The sequence below is a fragment of the Aeromonas sp. FDAARGOS 1417 genome, from assembly GCF_019046985.1.
GTDB classification, from domain to species: Bacteria; Pseudomonadota; Gammaproteobacteria; order Enterobacterales; family Aeromonadaceae; genus Aeromonas; species Aeromonas veronii.
This window is the reverse complement of the sequence record NZ_CP077221.1, coordinates 2,149,259-2,163,786: the sequence shown is the minus strand read 5'-3', so window position 1 is coordinate 2,163,786 and position 14,528 is coordinate 2,149,259. Positions and strand designations below refer to the sequence as shown.

The 14,528-nt window shown below is 58.6% G+C and carries 16 protein-coding genes; 10 read left to right on the top strand and 6 right to left on the bottom strand.

Annotated elements, in window-relative coordinates; genetic code table 11:
- The first annotated feature begins 17 nt into the window (after window positions 1-17).
- The 8 genes from hemE to I6L47_RS09690 all read left to right on the top strand — a co-directional run bounded on the left by hemE (window position 18) and on the right by I6L47_RS09690 (window position 8,215).
- The gene (gene hemE, locus I6L47_RS09725; RefSeq protein ID WP_216949214.1) at window positions 18-1,085 is read left to right on the top strand and encodes a uroporphyrinogen decarboxylase; all 1,068 of its coding nucleotides are present in this window, start codon (window positions 18-20) and stop codon (window positions 1,083-1,085) included.
- A gap of 111 nt (window positions 1,086-1,196) precedes the next feature.
- Window positions 1,197-2,126: an ROK family protein gene (locus I6L47_RS09720; RefSeq protein ID WP_216949213.1), complete on the top strand. Its 930-nt coding sequence runs from the start codon at window positions 1,197-1,199 to the stop codon at window positions 2,124-2,126.
- Window positions 2,127-2,186: 60 nt separating this feature from the next.
- The gene (gene epd, locus I6L47_RS09715; protein ID WP_216949212.1) at window positions 2,187-3,197 is read left to right on the top strand and encodes an erythrose-4-phosphate dehydrogenase; all 1,011 of its coding nucleotides are present in this window, start codon (window positions 2,187-2,189) and stop codon (window positions 3,195-3,197) included.
- Window positions 3,198-3,258: 61 nt separating this feature from the next.
- On the top strand, window positions 3,259-4,422 hold the full coding sequence (locus I6L47_RS09710) for a phosphoglycerate kinase (protein ID WP_005335436.1): 1,164 nt from the start codon (window positions 3,259-3,261) through the stop codon (window positions 4,420-4,422).
- A gap of 115 nt (window positions 4,423-4,537) precedes the next feature.
- On the top strand, window positions 4,538-5,617 hold the full coding sequence (fbaA, locus tag I6L47_RS09705; RefSeq protein ID WP_005340963.1) for a class II fructose-bisphosphate aldolase: 1,080 nt from the start codon (window positions 4,538-4,540) through the stop codon (window positions 5,615-5,617).
- A 159-nt stretch (window positions 5,618-5,776) separates the two neighbouring features.
- Window positions 5,777-7,081 carry an FAD-binding oxidoreductase gene (locus I6L47_RS09700; RefSeq protein ID WP_216949211.1) on the top strand — a complete coding sequence of 435 codons (1,305 nt, stop codon included), beginning with the start codon at window positions 5,777-5,779 and terminating at the stop codon, window positions 7,079-7,081.
- A 115-nt stretch (window positions 7,082-7,196) separates the two neighbouring features.
- Entirely contained in the window at window positions 7,197-7,913 is a 717-nt protein-coding gene (locus I6L47_RS09695; protein WP_216949210.1) for a hypothetical protein, read from the top strand.
- Window positions 7,898-8,215: a hypothetical protein gene (locus I6L47_RS09690; RefSeq protein ID WP_216949209.1), complete on the top strand. Its 318-nt coding sequence runs from the start codon at window positions 7,898-7,900 to the stop codon at window positions 8,213-8,215. Before I6L47_RS09695 ends, I6L47_RS09690 begins: the two co-directional genes overlap by 16 nt.
- Window positions 8,216-8,219: 4 nt before the next feature.
- On the opposite strand, the gene I6L47_RS09685 is transcribed toward I6L47_RS09690, so the two are convergent.
- The 4 genes from I6L47_RS09685 to cutA all read right to left on the bottom strand — a co-directional run bounded on the left by I6L47_RS09685 (window position 8,220) and on the right by cutA (window position 11,295).
- Window positions 8,220-8,633, bottom strand: a complete 414-nt coding sequence (locus I6L47_RS09685; RefSeq protein WP_216949208.1) for a hypothetical protein — start codon at window positions 8,631-8,633, stop codon at window positions 8,220-8,222.
- Between the two features lie 70 nt (window positions 8,634-8,703).
- Window positions 8,704-9,195: an N-acetyltransferase gene (locus I6L47_RS09680; RefSeq protein ID WP_201991991.1), complete on the bottom strand. Its 492-nt coding sequence runs from the start codon at window positions 9,193-9,195 to the stop codon at window positions 8,704-8,706.
- Entirely contained in the window at window positions 9,185-10,981 is a 1,797-nt protein-coding gene (locus tag I6L47_RS09675) for a protein-disulfide reductase DsbD (RefSeq protein WP_216949207.1), read from the bottom strand. The genes I6L47_RS09680 and I6L47_RS09675 overlap by 11 nt, the downstream gene beginning before the upstream one ends.
- The gene (cutA, locus tag I6L47_RS09670) at window positions 10,978-11,295 is read right to left on the bottom strand and encodes a divalent-cation tolerance protein CutA (RefSeq protein ID WP_216949206.1); all 318 of its coding nucleotides are present in this window, start codon (window positions 11,293-11,295) and stop codon (window positions 10,978-10,980) included. The genes I6L47_RS09675 and cutA overlap by 4 nt, the downstream gene beginning before the upstream one ends.
- Window positions 11,296-11,539: 244 nt before the next feature.
- Between cutA and I6L47_RS09665 the strand changes: the two genes are divergently transcribed.
- Complete coding sequence (locus I6L47_RS09665) at window positions 11,540-11,896, top strand: hypothetical protein (RefSeq protein ID WP_144713773.1); 357 nt, start codon at window positions 11,540-11,542, stop codon at window positions 11,894-11,896.
- 162 nt (window positions 11,897-12,058) lie between these two features.
- Here the strand turns inward: I6L47_RS09665 and I6L47_RS09660 are convergent, their stop codons facing one another.
- Complete coding sequence (locus I6L47_RS09660) at window positions 12,059-12,505, bottom strand: PACE efflux transporter (RefSeq protein ID WP_005335423.1); 447 nt, start codon at window positions 12,503-12,505, stop codon at window positions 12,059-12,061.
- 125 nt (window positions 12,506-12,630) lie between these two features.
- Between I6L47_RS09660 and I6L47_RS09655 the strand changes: the two genes are divergently transcribed.
- Entirely contained in the window at window positions 12,631-13,512 is an 882-nt protein-coding gene (locus tag I6L47_RS09655; protein ID WP_058053237.1) for a LysR family transcriptional regulator, read from the top strand.
- Window positions 13,513-13,518: 6 nt separating this feature from the next.
- Here I6L47_RS09655 and ygfZ read toward each other — a convergent pair whose 3' ends face one another.
- On the bottom strand, window positions 13,519-14,427 hold the full coding sequence (gene ygfZ, locus I6L47_RS09650) for a tRNA-modifying protein YgfZ (protein WP_216949205.1): 909 nt from the start codon (window positions 14,425-14,427) through the stop codon (window positions 13,519-13,521).
- Window positions 14,428-14,528 lie beyond the last annotated feature (101 nt).

Genomic DNA, 14,528 nt, shown 5'->3' with positions numbered 1-14,528 from the left:
CGAACTCAGGAACTGGGATGAAAGAGCTGAAGAACGATCGATACCTGCGCGCTTTGCTGCGTCAGGACGTGGACATGACCCCGGTATGGATGATGCGCCAGGCTGGCCGTTATCTGCCGGAATACAAGGCGACTCGCGCCCAGGCGGGGGATTTCATGTCCCTGTGCCGCAATGCCGAGCTGGCCTGTGAAGTCACCCTGCAGCCGCTGCGCCGCTACCCGCTCGATGCCGCCATCCTCTTCTCCGACATCCTGACCGTGCCCGATGCCATGGGGCTGGGGCTCTACTTCGAGCAGGGTGAAGGCCCGCGCTTCGAGCGTCCGATCACCTCCATGGCCGATGTGCAGGCGCTGCCCATTCCGGATCCGGAAGATCAGCTGGGCTACGTGATGAACGCGGTGCGCACCATTCGCCGCGAACTGAAGGGCGAAGTGCCGCTCATCGGCTTCTCCGGCAGCCCATGGACCCTGGCCACCTACATGGTGGAGGGGGGCAGCTCCAAGGCGTTCACCAAGATCAAGCAGATGATGTACGCAGAGCCGCAAACCCTGCACCTGCTGCTCGACAAGCTGGCCGACAGCGTGATTGCCTACCTCAACGCCCAGATCAAGGCGGGTGCACAGGCGGTCATGGTGTTCGACACCTGGGGCGGCGTGCTCACCCCGCGCGATTACCGAGACTTCTCCCTGCAGTACATGCACAAGATTGTCGATGGCCTGATCCGCGAGCACGACGGTCGCCGCGTGCCGGTCACCCTGTTCACCAAGAACGGCGGTCAGTGGCTGGAGCAGATCGCCGCCACCGGGTGCGATGCGCTGGGTCTGGACTGGACCACCGACATTGCCGATGCCAAGCGTCGGGTCGGCGACAAGGTGGCGCTGCAGGGCAACATGGATCCCTCCATGCTCTACGCCACTCCCGCTCGCATTCGTGAAGAGGTCGCCTCCATTCTGGCCGGTTTCGGTCACGGCAATGGCCATGTATTCAACCTCGGCCACGGCATCCATCAGGATGTTAACCCGGAACACGCTGGCGTGTTCGTCAACGCGGTACACGAGCTCTCCGCCCAGTACCACGGTCGCTAAGGCCGGGGCGAGAGAAGAAGAGTGTGTTTGATATCCGGGGCCGCAAGGCCCCGTTTTACATTGAAAAAGGCGCCGCGACGACGAGAGCGTGGCGCCCGTGCAGGAGGCAAGATGAGCAGCAAGTCACTGGATTGGGGTATCGATCTTGGCGGTACCAAGTGTGAATGCGTGGTGCTGGATGGCGACGAGGTGCTGCTGCGCCACCGCATCCCCACCGAGCGGGCTGGCGGTTATGAGCATATGATCGGCCAGATCGCCAAGCTGGTAGCTGAGTGCGCCGAGAAGATTGGCCAGCGCCCGGCCGTCATCGGTATGGGCACGCCGGGGGCGCGGGATCCGCAGACCGGTCTGATGAAGAACTGCAACACCACCGAGCTCAACGGCAAGCCGTTCAAGGAGGAGCTGGAGCGCAAGCTGGGCGTGCCGGTGCTGATTGCCAACGACGCCAACTGCTTCGCGCTGGCAGAAACACATCTTGGTGCGGTGCGCCAGCACCATCCCGATGCGAAAGTGGTGTTCGGCATCATCATGGGCACCGGGGTCGGCTCCGGCATCGTCATCAACGGCCAGATCCTCAACGGCCACCACGGCATCGCCGGCGAGTGGGGCCACAACGTGCTTTCTCCCGATGGTCCCGAGTGCTACTGCGGCAAGCGCGGCTGTGTCGAGACTCTGGTCAGCGGCCCGGCGCTGGAGGCCTGGTATGAAGCCAAGGCCAAGCGTCGCCTCTCGCTTGCCCAAATCGCGGCCGCCACGGCTCACGATCATGTGGCCAGGCTCACCATCGACCGGCTGCATCTGCTGTTTGGTCAGGCGTTGGCCAACGTGGTCAATATTCTCGACCCGGATGTGATCGTCATCGGTGGCGGGGTGGGCAATGTGCAGAGCCTTTACAGCGCCGGACGGCAGACAATTTTGCCCTTCCTCTTTAATCCCCGCTTCGCAACCCCCATTATTGCTCCTGCCCTTGGCGACAGTGCCGGGGTATTCGGGGCCGCACTGCTGGCCCGCGGTGAATTCAAGGAGGCCCTGCTGTCGTAGCCGGGGCTCCCGGGCGGCCGGTGCGCCGCCCTGTTGCTGGTTCAAGGAAACGGATTCTCGATGATCAAGATTGCCATCAATGGTTACGGACGGATCGGTCGCAACGTGTTGCGAGCCCTCTATGAAAGCGGGCGCGACAAGACCATCAAGATAGTCGCCATCAACGAGCTGGCGGCCCCCGAGGCCATGGTGCACCTGACCCGTTACGATACCAGTCACGGTCGCTTCCACCATCCGGTGCAACTGGCGGGCAACAGCATGCTGGTGGGGGAGGATCTCATCGCCCTTTTTGCCGAGCGGGATCCGTCAAAGCTGCCGTGGCGGGCGCTGGGGGTCGATGTGGTGCTCGATTGCACCGGGGTGTTTGGCTCGCGGGCCGATGCCGAGCTGCATCTGGCGGCGGGGGCGGGCAAGGTGCTCTTCTCCCACCCGGCGGATGCGGATGTGGATGCCACCGTGGTCTACGGGGTCAACCACCATACCCTCACCGGAGCGGAGCGGATCGTCTCCAACGCCTCCTGTACCACCAACTGCGTGGTGCCGGTGATTGAAACATTGCATCGAGAATTCGAGATAAATTGTGGTACTATTACGACAATTCATTCGGCCATGCATGATCAGCAAGTCATCGATGCCTACCACAGTGACTTGCGCCGAACCCGCGCTGCCAGTCAGTCCATCATTCCGGTGGACACCAAGCTGGCAAAGGGGCTGGAGCGTATCCTGCCTCACTTCGCCGGCAAGTTCGAGGCGATCGCGGTGCGGGTGCCGACCATCAATGTAACAGCGATGGATCTCAGTATTACTGTTCGTAAAAAAGTGACAGTTACTGACGTAAATCAAGCCCTGCAACGGGCATCCAGAGGTACATTACACGGTATTCTGGATTACACGGAAGAACCTCTGGTCTCCGTAGACTTCAATCATGATGCACACTCCTGCATCATTGATGGTACCCAGACCCGGGTGAGCGATGCCAACCTCGTCAAGATGTTGATGTGGTGCGATAACGAATGGGGCTTCGCAAACCGGATGCTGGATACCACCCGGGCCATGATGGCCGCAGGCTGAGCCTGCCCCGGGCGAAAGGTTACTGTTTTTAACATTACCTGGAAAATATAGAGGACTGAATATGTCTGTTATCAAGATGACTGACCTGGATCTGGCGGGTAAACGCGTTCTGATCCGTGCTGACCTGAACGTACCGGTAAAAGACGGCAAGGTCACCTCCGATGCACGTATCGTTGCGACTCTGCCGACCATCAAGCTGGCTCTGGAAAAGGGCGCCAAGCTGATGATCACCTCCCACCTGGGTCGTCCGACCGAGGGTGAATACAACGAAGAATTCTCCCTAGCTCCGGTTGTCAACTATCTGAAAGACGCTCTGTCCTGCCCGGTTCGCCTGGCCAAGGATTACCTGGATGGCGTAGAAGTCGCTGCCGGTGAGCTGGTTGTGCTGGAAAACTGCCGTTTCAACAAAGGCGAGAAGAAGAACACCGAAGAGCTGGCAAAAAAATACGCCGCCCTGTGTGACGTCTTTGTAATGGATGCGTTCGGTACTGCTCACCGCGCCGAAGGTTCCACCTACGGTGTTGCACAGTTCGCACCGGTTGCTTGTGCCGGCCCGCTGCTGGCGGGTGAACTGGAAGCACTGGGCAAAGCCATGCTGAAGCCCGAGCGCCCGATGGTTGCCATCGTTGGCGGCTCCAAGGTCTCCACCAAGCTGACCGTTCTGGAATCCCTCTCCAAAATCGCTGACCAGCTGGTTGTCGGTGGCGGCATCGCCAACACCTTCATCGCTGCTGCCGGTCACAACGTCGGCAAGTCCCTGTGCGAGCACGATCTGATCGACACCGCCAAGAAACTGGCTGCCGAGACCAACATTCCTGTGACCACCGACGTGGTGGTAGGTGCCGAGTTCTCCGAGTCCACTCCGGCGACCATCAAGTCCGTCTCTGACGTGACCGACGGCGACATGATCTTCGACATCGGCCCGGATTCTGCCAAGGCCTTGGCTGACATCATCATGAACGCCAAGACCATCCTGTGGAACGGTCCGGTTGGCGTGTTCGAGTTCGACCAGTTCGCTGAAGGCACCAAGGTTATCGCTGAAGCCATCGCTGCTTCTCCGGCATTCTCCATCGCTGGCGGTGGTGACACCCTGGCTGCCATCGACAAGTTCGGCATCGCTGACAAAGTCTCCTACATCTCCACTGGCGGCGGCGCCTTCCTGGAGTTCGTAGAAGGCAAGGTACTGCCGGCTGTTGCGATTCTGGAACAGCGCGCCAAAGCCTAATTGACCCGGAACGGGGGGCAAAAGCCTCCCGTTTCGTTTATCATGTGCCCGCTGTGCCGGTTCATGATGAACCCCCCATTTTTTATTAACGGCATACGAGACAGGACGATTAAACATGTCTAAGAAAATTTTCGACTTCGTAAAACCCGGCGTGATCACTGGTGATGACGTTCAGAAAGTGTTCGCCATCGCTAAAGAGAACGGCTTTGCTCTGCCGGCCGTAAACTGCGTTGGTACCGACTCCGTTAACGCCGTACTGGAAGCTGCCGCCAAGGTTAAAGCGCCGGTTATCGTTCAGTTCTCCAACGGTGGTGCCGTGTTCACTGCCGGTAAGGGTCTGAAGCTGGAAGGTCAGAAAGCTGCCATCCTGGGTGCCATCTCTGGTGCCAAGCACGTTCACGCTGTTGCCGAAGCTTACGGCGTGCCGGTAATCCTGCACACCGACCACGCTGCCAAGAAGCTGCTGCCGTGGATCGACGGTCTGCTGGAAGCGGGCGAGAAGCACTTTGCTGAAACCGGCAAGCCGCTGTTCTCCTCCCACATGCTGGATCTGTCCGAAGAGTCTCTGGAAGAGAACATCGACATCTGCTGCGAGTACCTGACCCGCATGGCCAAGATGAACATGACTCTGGAGCTGGAACTGGGTTGCACCGGTGGCGAAGAAGACGGCGTCGACAACAGCCACATGGATCAGTCCGCTCTGTACACCCAGCCGGAAGATGTTGCCTACGCTTACGAGCGTCTGTCCAAGATCAGCCCGCGTTTCACCATCGCTGCCTCCTTCGGTAACGTACACGGTGTATACAAGCCGGGTAACGTCAAGCTGACCCCGTCCATCCTGGACGCTTCCCAGAAGTACGTTTCCGAGAAGTTCGGCGTTCCAGCCAAGTCTCTGGACTTCGTATTCCACGGTGGTTCAGGTTCCACTCTGGAAGAGATCCGCGAGTCCATCTCCTACGGCGTAGTGAAGATGAACATCGACACCGACACCCAGTGGGCAACCTGGGAAGGTCTGCTGAACTTCTACAAGAAGAACGAAGCTTACCTGCAAGGCCAGCTGGGCAACCCGGAAGGCGCCGACAAGCCGAACAAGAAGTACTACGATCCGCGCGTATGGCTGCGTGAAGGTCAGACTTCCATGATCGCTCGTCTGGAGAAAGCATTCTCCGACCTGAACGCCATCGACGTACTGTAATTCGTTACAGCACCTTGATTGCATGAAACGGCGCCCTTCGGGGCGCCTTTTGCATTTCTGTGATCCGCACCGGTTGGTGAGTGGAGGAGGAACTGGGTATTATCGAAACAACTTTGCTTATTTTATTAAACAATTTGCAACCAAGGCAGGATGCTGAGTATGCAGGCAGGAAAGCACAACGGATATCAGGAGCACGTCGCCTCCTACTACGCGGCCACCCGCAACGACTCGCAACAGTGGCCCGAGCTGGAGGGGGAGCACAAGGCTGACGTCTGCATCATCGGCGGCGGTTTTACCGGTCTCAATACCGCCATCAATCTGGCTGAGGCCGGTTACAAGGTCGCCTTGCTGGAGGCCAACCGCATCGGCTGGGGCGCCTCCGGGCGCAACGGCGGTCAGCTTATTCGCGGTATCGGCCACGATACCAGCCAGTTTGCCCGCTGGATTGGTGAGGAGGGGGTGCGCGAGCTCGATCTGATGGGGTTGGAGGCGGTGCAACTGGTACGCGAGCGGGTCGAGCGTTTCAAGATCGAGTGCGATCTCACCTGGGGCTACTGCGATCTGGCCACCCGTCAGCGTCATCTGGCTGGCTTCGAGGAGGATCTCGACCATCTGGCGAGCCTCGGCTATGAGCACGAACTCAAGCTGGTACCGCGGGAAGATATCCATAGCGTGGTGGGATCGGATCGCTATATCGGCGGCCTTATCGACATGGGCTCCGGCCATCTCCATCCCCTCAATCTGGCGCTCGGCGAGGCGCGCGCCGCCGCCAGCCTCGGGGTCTCCCTGTTTGAACACTCCCGAGTGACCCATATCGACTATGGCAAGCAGGTCGAGGTGACCACGGCTCATGGCCGGGTTACCGCCGATTATCTGGTAATCAGTTGCAACGCCTATCTCAACGACCTCAATCCGGAGCTGGGGGGGCGGGTGCTGCCTGCCGGTTCCTACATCCTCGCCACCGAGGTGCTCGATCGCCGCTTGCGCCAGAGATTGCTGCCGCAAAACATGGCGGTGTGCGATCAGAATGTGGCGCTCGACTACTACCGCCTCTCTGCCGATGGCCGCCTGCTGTTTGGCGGCGCCTGCAACTACTCGGGAAGGGATCCCCGCGATATCAAGGCCTTTATGTTGCCCAAGATGCTGCGAGTCTTCCCCGAGCTGGCTGGCACCGCCATCGAGTTTCAGTGGGGGGGCATGATCGGGATCGGCGCCAACCGGCTGCCGCAGATTGGCCGCTTGAAGGAATACCCAAACGTACTCTACGCCCAGGCCTATTCGGGTCACGGCCTCAACGCCACCCATATGGCGGGCAAGCTGGTGGCCGAGGCGATCTGCGGCGAAAGTCGGGGTTTCGATCTCTTTGCCAGCGTGCCCCATATCACCTTCCCCGGCGGCCCGGCGCTGCGCTCCCCGCTGCTGGCACTGGGAATGTTGTGGCACCGGATAAAAGATGTTTTATAAACGAAACTTTTTCCTAATTTAAATTATGTGACAAAAAACGAGATTAAAATGTTGTTCATGTTCTCGTATGAACATATCATTGGCGGCATATTTACTAATTTATCAGAGTGTGATTATGAATGAGTTGGTTATAAAGTCAGAAGCGGATTTGTATAATTCTTTAAATCTTATCAAAAATGATAAGTTAGATTTTGATGGATTAGCTATTCGCTTTGATGGTTGGCCAACTATGTCTATTCATTTACATGGTGATAAATTTGATTCAACTATCACGCCTGAATTGATGAAAGCTTTTATTGAAATGCAGTCATCTATATTTAGAGCTTACTCTTTAGCACGATATAACACTGTGCAAATAAGAGGGTTGAAACAAATAGAGAAGGACTTATTAGAAATAAGAGTAAAAGTTCAGCCTGGTAGTTCATTGTTTGAAATTAATTTTCAGGAGATTCTTGAGAACATTTGTAATTCCATGGTGGGGAAAATGGAGAGTAAGCACTTAGTGATTATGGTGCTCGGTATAGCCGCAATTTATGGATCTAACTCTGCATTTAATTCTTATTTAGAAGGGCAAAAAGAAGTTCGTCTTGCAGAGATAAAAAGTGAAGAACAAAGAGGCCTGATAGAGCAACTAAAGTTAAGTCAAGAGGGTGAGACTGAACGGCTAAAAATATTGAAGGATATTATTGACGAACAGCCACGCTTGAAAACAATAAATCAATATTACGCATCTGCATCCAATGAGATTTTAAAACGGTCTAGTGATGCAACCTTGATAACTATGCAGGGAATGGATATATCAGGTGATCAGGTGATGTGGCTGTCGAATTAACAAAGACTGAAAGAAAGAAGTCCAATGAAGTATACTTGGATGGCAGTTATAGGATTTTAGGTGTTGACTCATCTAAAACAGGTGAGTTTAAAGTTAAATTAAAAAATACAAGTGCAAATGAATCATTTATTGCCATGATTGTTGATGAGAAAATAAACCCAGATTATATAAAATTAATTCAGAAAGCCGAATGGCAACAGCTGCCAACCCGGCTACATGTAAACGCAAGAGAAGCTAATGGAGTGATAAAGCAGGCTCATATAGTGAGAGCTGAATCTATCCATATAAGTTCTGCTGACTGAGTGTTTATGGGGCCGGTTCCGCCAGCCGCCAGCCCTGTTCGTCCTTCATCATCCACACCTCAGCCTCTTGCGGCAGCACCTGGCCCGCCTCGAACTCGCCATATTTACGCTCGAGCTCCATCAGCCCCATCTCCTGCTGGAAGGGGCCAACCCGGTCGTAGACCAGATCCTCGTCGTGCAACACCTGCAACTGATCGAGCCCCTGCTTGAAGTGGAGCTGGTAACTCACCTTGACCAGATAGACCCCCTCCATCCGCTCCTCCTTGCCGAGGATGGTGAAGTCGCTGATATCGAACAGGTTGGCGTCTGTCTCGGCCAGCAGCTTGGCGGTGACCTGCTGGCGGATATCCTCTTCACCGGGCCCTGCACTGCAGCCATAAAGCCAGAGGGCTAGCAGGGGGATGAACCACTTTTTCATCAAAACTCCGGACAAGTGCAAAACGAGAGGGGCGATTGTGCCACGCGAATGCGCGGCGGCAAACCTCGGCTCACGGTTCCAGTGAACGTTCCAGCACGATGGCCTCGGCCCGATAACCAGCCAGCTCGCGGCGATAGCACTCGGTGAAGCCTCTGCGCAGCCAGAAGGATAGAGCACTCTCATTGCTGGCAATCACTGACAGGCGAAGCCGGGTAGCCCCCCATGAGCTTGCCAGCGTGCAGGCGTGAAGATAGAGCGACTGACCACGGCCACTCCCTTGCCAGGGTTCCCCCACCAGTAACAGACCCAGATAGGCGGTGTCTGGATTGGGGTAGCCGCGCAGCAGATCAATGACAGCGGTGAGTTCTCCCTGCTCCCAGCGGCCGATGAGATGTTTGTCGGAGAGAGGCAGGCCGGATGGGCAGGCGACAAGTTCCTCTTCTCCTGCCTGTGCAGAGAGAGGATCATTGCTAACCGTCGCCTGATAGGAGGGGGCCTGCTCGAACAGCCGCTGCAAGGCAGGTGCATCGCTTGTCTGCAGGCGACGCAACTCAGTGTGCATCACTTACCATCTCGAGATGTTTGGCAAAGGGGATAGGCCCCATAAAACCGGTGACCCGCTGCCCTGTCAGCTCCTTGCCCTCGCGGTCGAAGAAGATGAGGGTCGGCAGCCCCAGCACATTGAGACTGTTGAGCAGCTCGATATCGGCATCGTCGTTGGCGGTAACATCCGCCTGCAGCAGCACCATCTGGCCGAAGCGCTCCCTCACCGCGGGATCGCTGAAGGTCTTGTGCTCGAACTCCTTGCAGGCGACGCACCAGTCGGCGTAGAGGTCGAGCAGCACCGGCTTGCCGCGAGCGGCGGCCAGCTGCACCTTGAGATCATCCAGCGTCTTGATGCGGATAAACTGCGGCGCCGTTTGACTGGCATCCGACGTGATGGCAGCAGGGGGGGCCGGTTGCAGCAGATCCTTGCCCACTACCACGGCGCTGATCATCGCCAGCAACAGCACGAAGCCGCGCACGCTTTTGGCCACCGAGTGGGGCTGGTGCTGGTTGTGGTGATAGAGATAGCCGCACAGCAGCAGCCCCCAGCCGAGCCAGGCGAGAGTGGCAATCTGATCGCTCCAGAGCCGTGACAGCAGCAGGATCGGCACCGCCAGCAGGGCAAAACCAAACAGCTGCTTGATCACATCCATCCAGGCGCCTGCTTTGGGCAGCAGCTTGCCACCCGAGGTGCCGAGCAGCAGCAGCGGTAGCCCCATCCCGAGCGAGAGGGCATAGAGCGCCGCCCCGCCTAGCCAGAGATCGCCGCTCTGGGCCACGTAGATCAGCGCCCCCGAGAGCGGCGCCGTGGTGCAGGGGGAGCAGACCAGCCCGGAGATCATCCCCATGATGGCGACCCCGACTACAGAGCCCCCCTGCTGGCGGTTGGAGAGGCCGGAGAGTCGGGTTTGCAAACTGCTCGGCAGTTGCAGGGTGTAGAGCCCGAACATGGAGAGGGCCAGCAGCACGAACATCACCGATAGACCGATCAGCACATAGGGGTGTTGCAGCGCAGCCTGGAATTTCAGCCCTGCCGAGGCGACCACCAGTCCGAGCAAGGTGTAGGTGACCGCCATCCCCTGCACATAGACAAAGGAGAGCAGGAAGGCGCGACCGGTGGAGAGGCGATGGCCGGCACCGGCGATGATGCCGGTCAGGATCGGGTACATGGGGAAGACGCAGGGGGTGAAGGCAAGCCCCAGCCCCAGTGCGAAGAAGGCGGCAACACTGAGCCAGAAGCCCTGGCTGCCGAGGGCGGCGGCCAGCTGATCCTGCTGGCTAACCGGTGCGACGCTTTGTGCCGTTTCAGCAGTGGACGCTGTGGTTGCCGTGACCAGCGGGGCCACATCGATCAGCTTGTCGGTCGGCGGGTAGCAGAGGCCGTCGGTACAGCCCTGATAGCGCACCCGCAGGGTGGCATTTTCCCCCACCTCCTTTAGCGGCACCGCGATGCTCACCTGCTGGTAGTAGACCCGGGTCTTGCCGAAGAAATCATCCTCGTGCTCGGTGCCTTCCGGCAGGGTCGGCTCGCTGAAGGTGAGGTTGTTCCCCTTGAAGCGCAGGCTGTGGCGATAGAGGTAGTAGTCATCGGCGATGTGGAGGGTCAGCAGCAGCTGATCGCCGCGCTGTTCGCTCTCGATCTGAAAGGCCTCATCGACCTGCAAAAATTTGGGTTTGGCATTGGCCTCAATGCCCAGCGAGCTGAGCAGATCGGCGCCGCTGGCGTGGGCAGGGGCGCTGCCCACCGCTGTCATCAGCAGGGCGCAGAGCAGCAGGGGAGAGAGCAAGCGGGTGAGCGTCATGAGGTCTCCCCATTGAGCCAGTCGAGATAGGCAGGTAGTCCGGCACTCACCGGCAGGGCCAGCAGCTCGGGAACCTCATAGGGGTGATTGGCTTGAATACATGCCTGCAGCTCGGCAAAGAGTGGCTGGCGGGATTTGATGATGAGCTGGATCTCGGTGGCGCGCTCCACCTTGCCTTGCCAACGATAGACGGAGGTGACGCCCGGCAGTTGATTGATGCAGGCGGCCAGCTGCTGGTTCAGCAGCTGTTCGCAGAGAAGGTCGGCACTGGTTTGATCTGGGCAGGTGCAGAGCACCACAATGGCGTCGGTCATAAAGCGGATCTTCACCTCATTGGGGTAAACCGGGCAGGCGCCCTTGCCGTTTCATCCCTGTCTGCGGATGAAGGTGAAAAAAGCGCCCGAAAATCAGCGGCTACTATACCCCAGAGCCGCTTCAAATAGCATCTGTAGCCATTTGTGAGCCAGCGCCAAAAATTTGTGGGGGGCATGAGATAGACGCTGTCATGGGGACAGGGCAGAATGAGCGGGCTTGTTCCCAATTGACGTAAGGAAATGTATGACCCAACAGAATGAGCAGCAGAGAAACCGCATGTTGAGCCTGCTGCGCGAAGGTGAGCGCCGCATGTTGGTTCAATTGGCCGGGCTGCTGCGCACGACCGCCGATGAAATCAATGCCGAGCTGGAGAAAGAGGAGCTGATGGCCACCCTGGAGCAGCCCATTACAGTGGAGTATCTCAACGGCGTGGTGCAGCACCATCTGTTCGAGCGCAAACACAAGGGAGATATGGCGCTTGCCCAGCAGATCCTGAGCGATTATCAGAGCGAGCTGGAAGCGCTGCAGGCTGCCCAGGCACAGCCTGAAGAGGCTGTCGCAACTGACGAGAGCGGCGAAGAACTCAAGGCCCAGGCCTGAGCGACGGGCAGGCCTGAATCCTTACCTCTGAATCAGCCGGCCTGCCAGCGCTGATCCCTGTTGCGGCCCCATCATGTCTGCCATGGTGGGGCCGTGTCGTTTCTTCTGTTGCCTTCCCTTGTTGACCTTCACTTCTCGGTTTCAATCCAACTGATTCGTGCCTTAGCGCGCCTCTTGGGGCATACCGTGCGGCACTTCGCGGGGGATGGGGAACACCTTGTCATAGCCCCAGTTGTAGACGAAGGCATAGATCAGGTAGAAGACGACGAAGCCCAGGTCCAGCACCAGCGCCTCCAGCATGCTGACGCTCAGCCACCAGGACATGACCGGCAGCGCGACGATCAGCAGACCGCCCTCAAAGCCGAAGGTATGCAGCACCCGTTGCCACAGGGTTTTGTGGGTATGGCCCTGATATTTCAGCAGCAGCTTGTCGACCCCGATGTTGTAGATGTAGTTCCAGACCGTGGCCAGCACCGAGAAGAACAGTGCCAGCGGGCCCATATGGTTTAGCCCGACCCCGGTAACCCAGCTGGCCAGCGGGGCGGCAATCAGCAGGCCAATGAATTCAAAGCCAATGGCATGGCGCAGGCGATCGTTACGGGTACGCATAAGTCACTCTCTCAATCAGATTTATTCACGGATTGCTGGTTAATCTATAGATCTTTAGCGATAGATTCATGTTGGTATCCATCGCTAAAATAGATGGATGAGAGAGCTTGCCGGAGGGCCATAAGATGACGCCATCACTGGAACAACTGAGGATCTTGCTGGCGGCCGCCGAAACCGGCTCGTTTTCTGCTGCCGCCCGCAAGCTGGGCAAGGCGCAGTCGGTGGTGAGCAGCGCCATCGCCAATCTGGAGATCGATCTGGCGCTCACCCTGTTTGACCGCAGCGGCCGCTATCCGCAGCTGACGGAGGCGGGGGCCCGCATGGTGCAGGAGGCGGGGATCCTGCTGGCGCAGAGTGAACGGTTGCAGTCCATTGCCGGGGAGCTGGCGGCCGGGGTGGAGACGCGGCTCACTCTGGCCATCGATGATGACTCCCACCTCCCCTGGCTCGGCACCCTGCTGGAGGAGTTCGCCACTCGTTACCCGACCGTGGAGCTGGAGCTGCTCTTCCCGCTGATGGAAGATGTGACCGAGATGCTGGTGACCGGCCGGGCCCAGCTCGGCATCAGCTATCAGAAGGTGCATCCCCAGCGGGAGATAGTCGCCCGTTCGCTGGGGGAGGTGACCATGCCGCTGGTGGTGTCGCCGGATCATCCATTGGCCCGCAAGCAGCCGCTGCGGGAGGTCGATCTGCAGGGGGCACGTCAGCTGATGGTGACCGGCCGACGGGAAGGGAGCGAGCGTCAGCGTTTTCGCATCTCGGCTCAGGTGTGGTGGGTCGAGGGGGATCTCGGGGTACTGGAGCTGGTCAAGCGGGGCCTTGGCTGGTCCGCCATCCCGGAATTTCTGCTGCATCAGCCGTTGGCTCGCGGCGAAGTGGTGGTGCTGGAGCCGGACTTTATCGCCAGCCACGCGCTGGCGCTGGAGCTGCAGTGGCATCGCGCCCGCCCGCTGGGGCAGGCGGGGCGCTGGCTGAAGGAGGCACTGCTGGCGCGGGTGCCTCGCTAGCCGACCTTACTCGGTCAGGGCGTAAGGCAGGGGTTGCAGGGTGAGGCGGGAGCCTTCGTCCTGCTTGAGGCGGAATAGGGCGTCAGCCTCGGTATCTTTCGGCAGTACGGCGGTGAGCCACACCTGCCCGGCCTGTTGCCAGGCGTTGAGCACCATGCCGCTGCGGCGCCAGTTGTCTCCCAGTTGCAGTTCCAGGGTATCGCCACTGGCGACCGGCTCACCGGTAGTCCCCGCCAGCAGGAACAGGGCGCGGTTGTTGGCGCCGCGATACTTGGCGCGGGCCACCGTCTCCTGCCCCATGTAGCAGCCCTTGTTGAAGCTGATACCGTCCAGCGCCTGCAGGTTGAGCATCTGCGGGATAAACTCCCCCTGATGCACCGCTTCCATATGTGGCAGGCCCGCCTTGATCTCGAGCCCCCACCAGAGTGACTCGTCACCTTGCGGCAGGGCGTCGGCTTGCTGAGTGCTCACCAGCAGCCAGCGATCCTGTTCAATCTTCACCGCCATGCCGCCGTCGATAAGACCGCTCTGCAGAAGGCCAAACTGCGCGGCGATCCAGCCATCGCTGCCTGTACCGGCGATCCCGGTAGCGTGACGCTCATCGGCGGCGATCTCGACCTTGGAGAAGACGGCAAATTTCTTCAGCTCCGGCAACTGACGTTCCAACACTGAAGGGCTGGTCAGCAGCAGCAGACTGTCGTCGAGGCAGAGCAGGCGGAAATTGCTCCACAGCTTGCCCTTGGGATCACAGTGGCCGCCCGGGGTCTGTTGCCCCGGTTGCAGGGCGTTGACATCACAGGTGACCTGACCTTGCAGATATTTGGCGCGATCCTGGCCGCTGATACGGGTGATGGCCAGCTTGGTCAGGGGGAAGCGGGTCGGCTCGGCAGGAAAAACAGGTGGTTGCAGGCTCACGATGGTATTCCAGAGAGAAAGTATGTGAGCTGCATGGTAAAGACGTAACTAATGTTTGTCAGCCGGAAAATCCAGCTGGTACCATCCCCCGGTCTTTGTAA

What these genes read in the sequence shown, in the direction of transcription:
- hemE (WP_216949214.1), top strand. Translation starts at nt 18, where the DNA reads ATGAAAGAGCTGAAGAACGATCGATACCTGCGCGCTTTGCTGCGTCAG.
- I6L47_RS09720 (WP_216949213.1), top strand. Translation starts at nt 1,197, where the DNA reads ATGAGCAGCAAGTCACTGGATTGGGGTATCGATCTTGGCGGTACCAAG.
- epd (WP_216949212.1), top strand. Translation starts at nt 2,187, where the DNA reads ATGATCAAGATTGCCATCAATGGTTACGGACGGATCGGTCGCAACGTG.
- I6L47_RS09710 (WP_005335436.1), top strand. Translation starts at nt 3,259, where the DNA reads ATGTCTGTTATCAAGATGACTGACCTGGATCTGGCGGGTAAACGCGTT.
- fbaA (WP_005340963.1), top strand. Translation starts at nt 4,538, where the DNA reads ATGTCTAAGAAAATTTTCGACTTCGTAAAACCCGGCGTGATCACTGGT.
- I6L47_RS09700 (WP_216949211.1), top strand. Translation starts at nt 5,777, where the DNA reads ATGCAGGCAGGAAAGCACAACGGATATCAGGAGCACGTCGCCTCCTAC.
- I6L47_RS09695 (WP_216949210.1), top strand. Translation starts at nt 7,197, where the DNA reads ATGAATGAGTTGGTTATAAAGTCAGAAGCGGATTTGTATAATTCTTTA.
- I6L47_RS09685 (WP_216949208.1), bottom strand. Translation starts at nt 8,633, where the DNA reads ATGAAAAAGTGGTTCATCCCCCTGCTAGCCCTCTGGCTTTATGGCTGC.
- I6L47_RS09680 (WP_201991991.1), bottom strand. Translation starts at nt 9,195, where the DNA reads ATGCACACTGAGTTGCGTCGCCTGCAGACAAGCGATGCACCTGCCTTG.
- I6L47_RS09675 (WP_216949207.1), bottom strand. Translation starts at nt 10,981, where the DNA reads ATGACGCTCACCCGCTTGCTCTCTCCCCTGCTGCTCTGCGCCCTGCTG.
- cutA (WP_216949206.1), bottom strand. Translation starts at nt 11,295, where the DNA reads ATGACCGACGCCATTGTGGTGCTCTGCACCTGCCCAGATCAAACCAGT.
- I6L47_RS09665 (WP_144713773.1), top strand. Translation starts at nt 11,540, where the DNA reads ATGACCCAACAGAATGAGCAGCAGAGAAACCGCATGTTGAGCCTGCTG.
- I6L47_RS09660 (WP_005335423.1), bottom strand. Translation starts at nt 12,505, where the DNA reads ATGCGTACCCGTAACGATCGCCTGCGCCATGCCATTGGCTTTGAATTC.
- I6L47_RS09655 (WP_058053237.1), top strand. Translation starts at nt 12,631, where the DNA reads ATGACGCCATCACTGGAACAACTGAGGATCTTGCTGGCGGCCGCCGAA.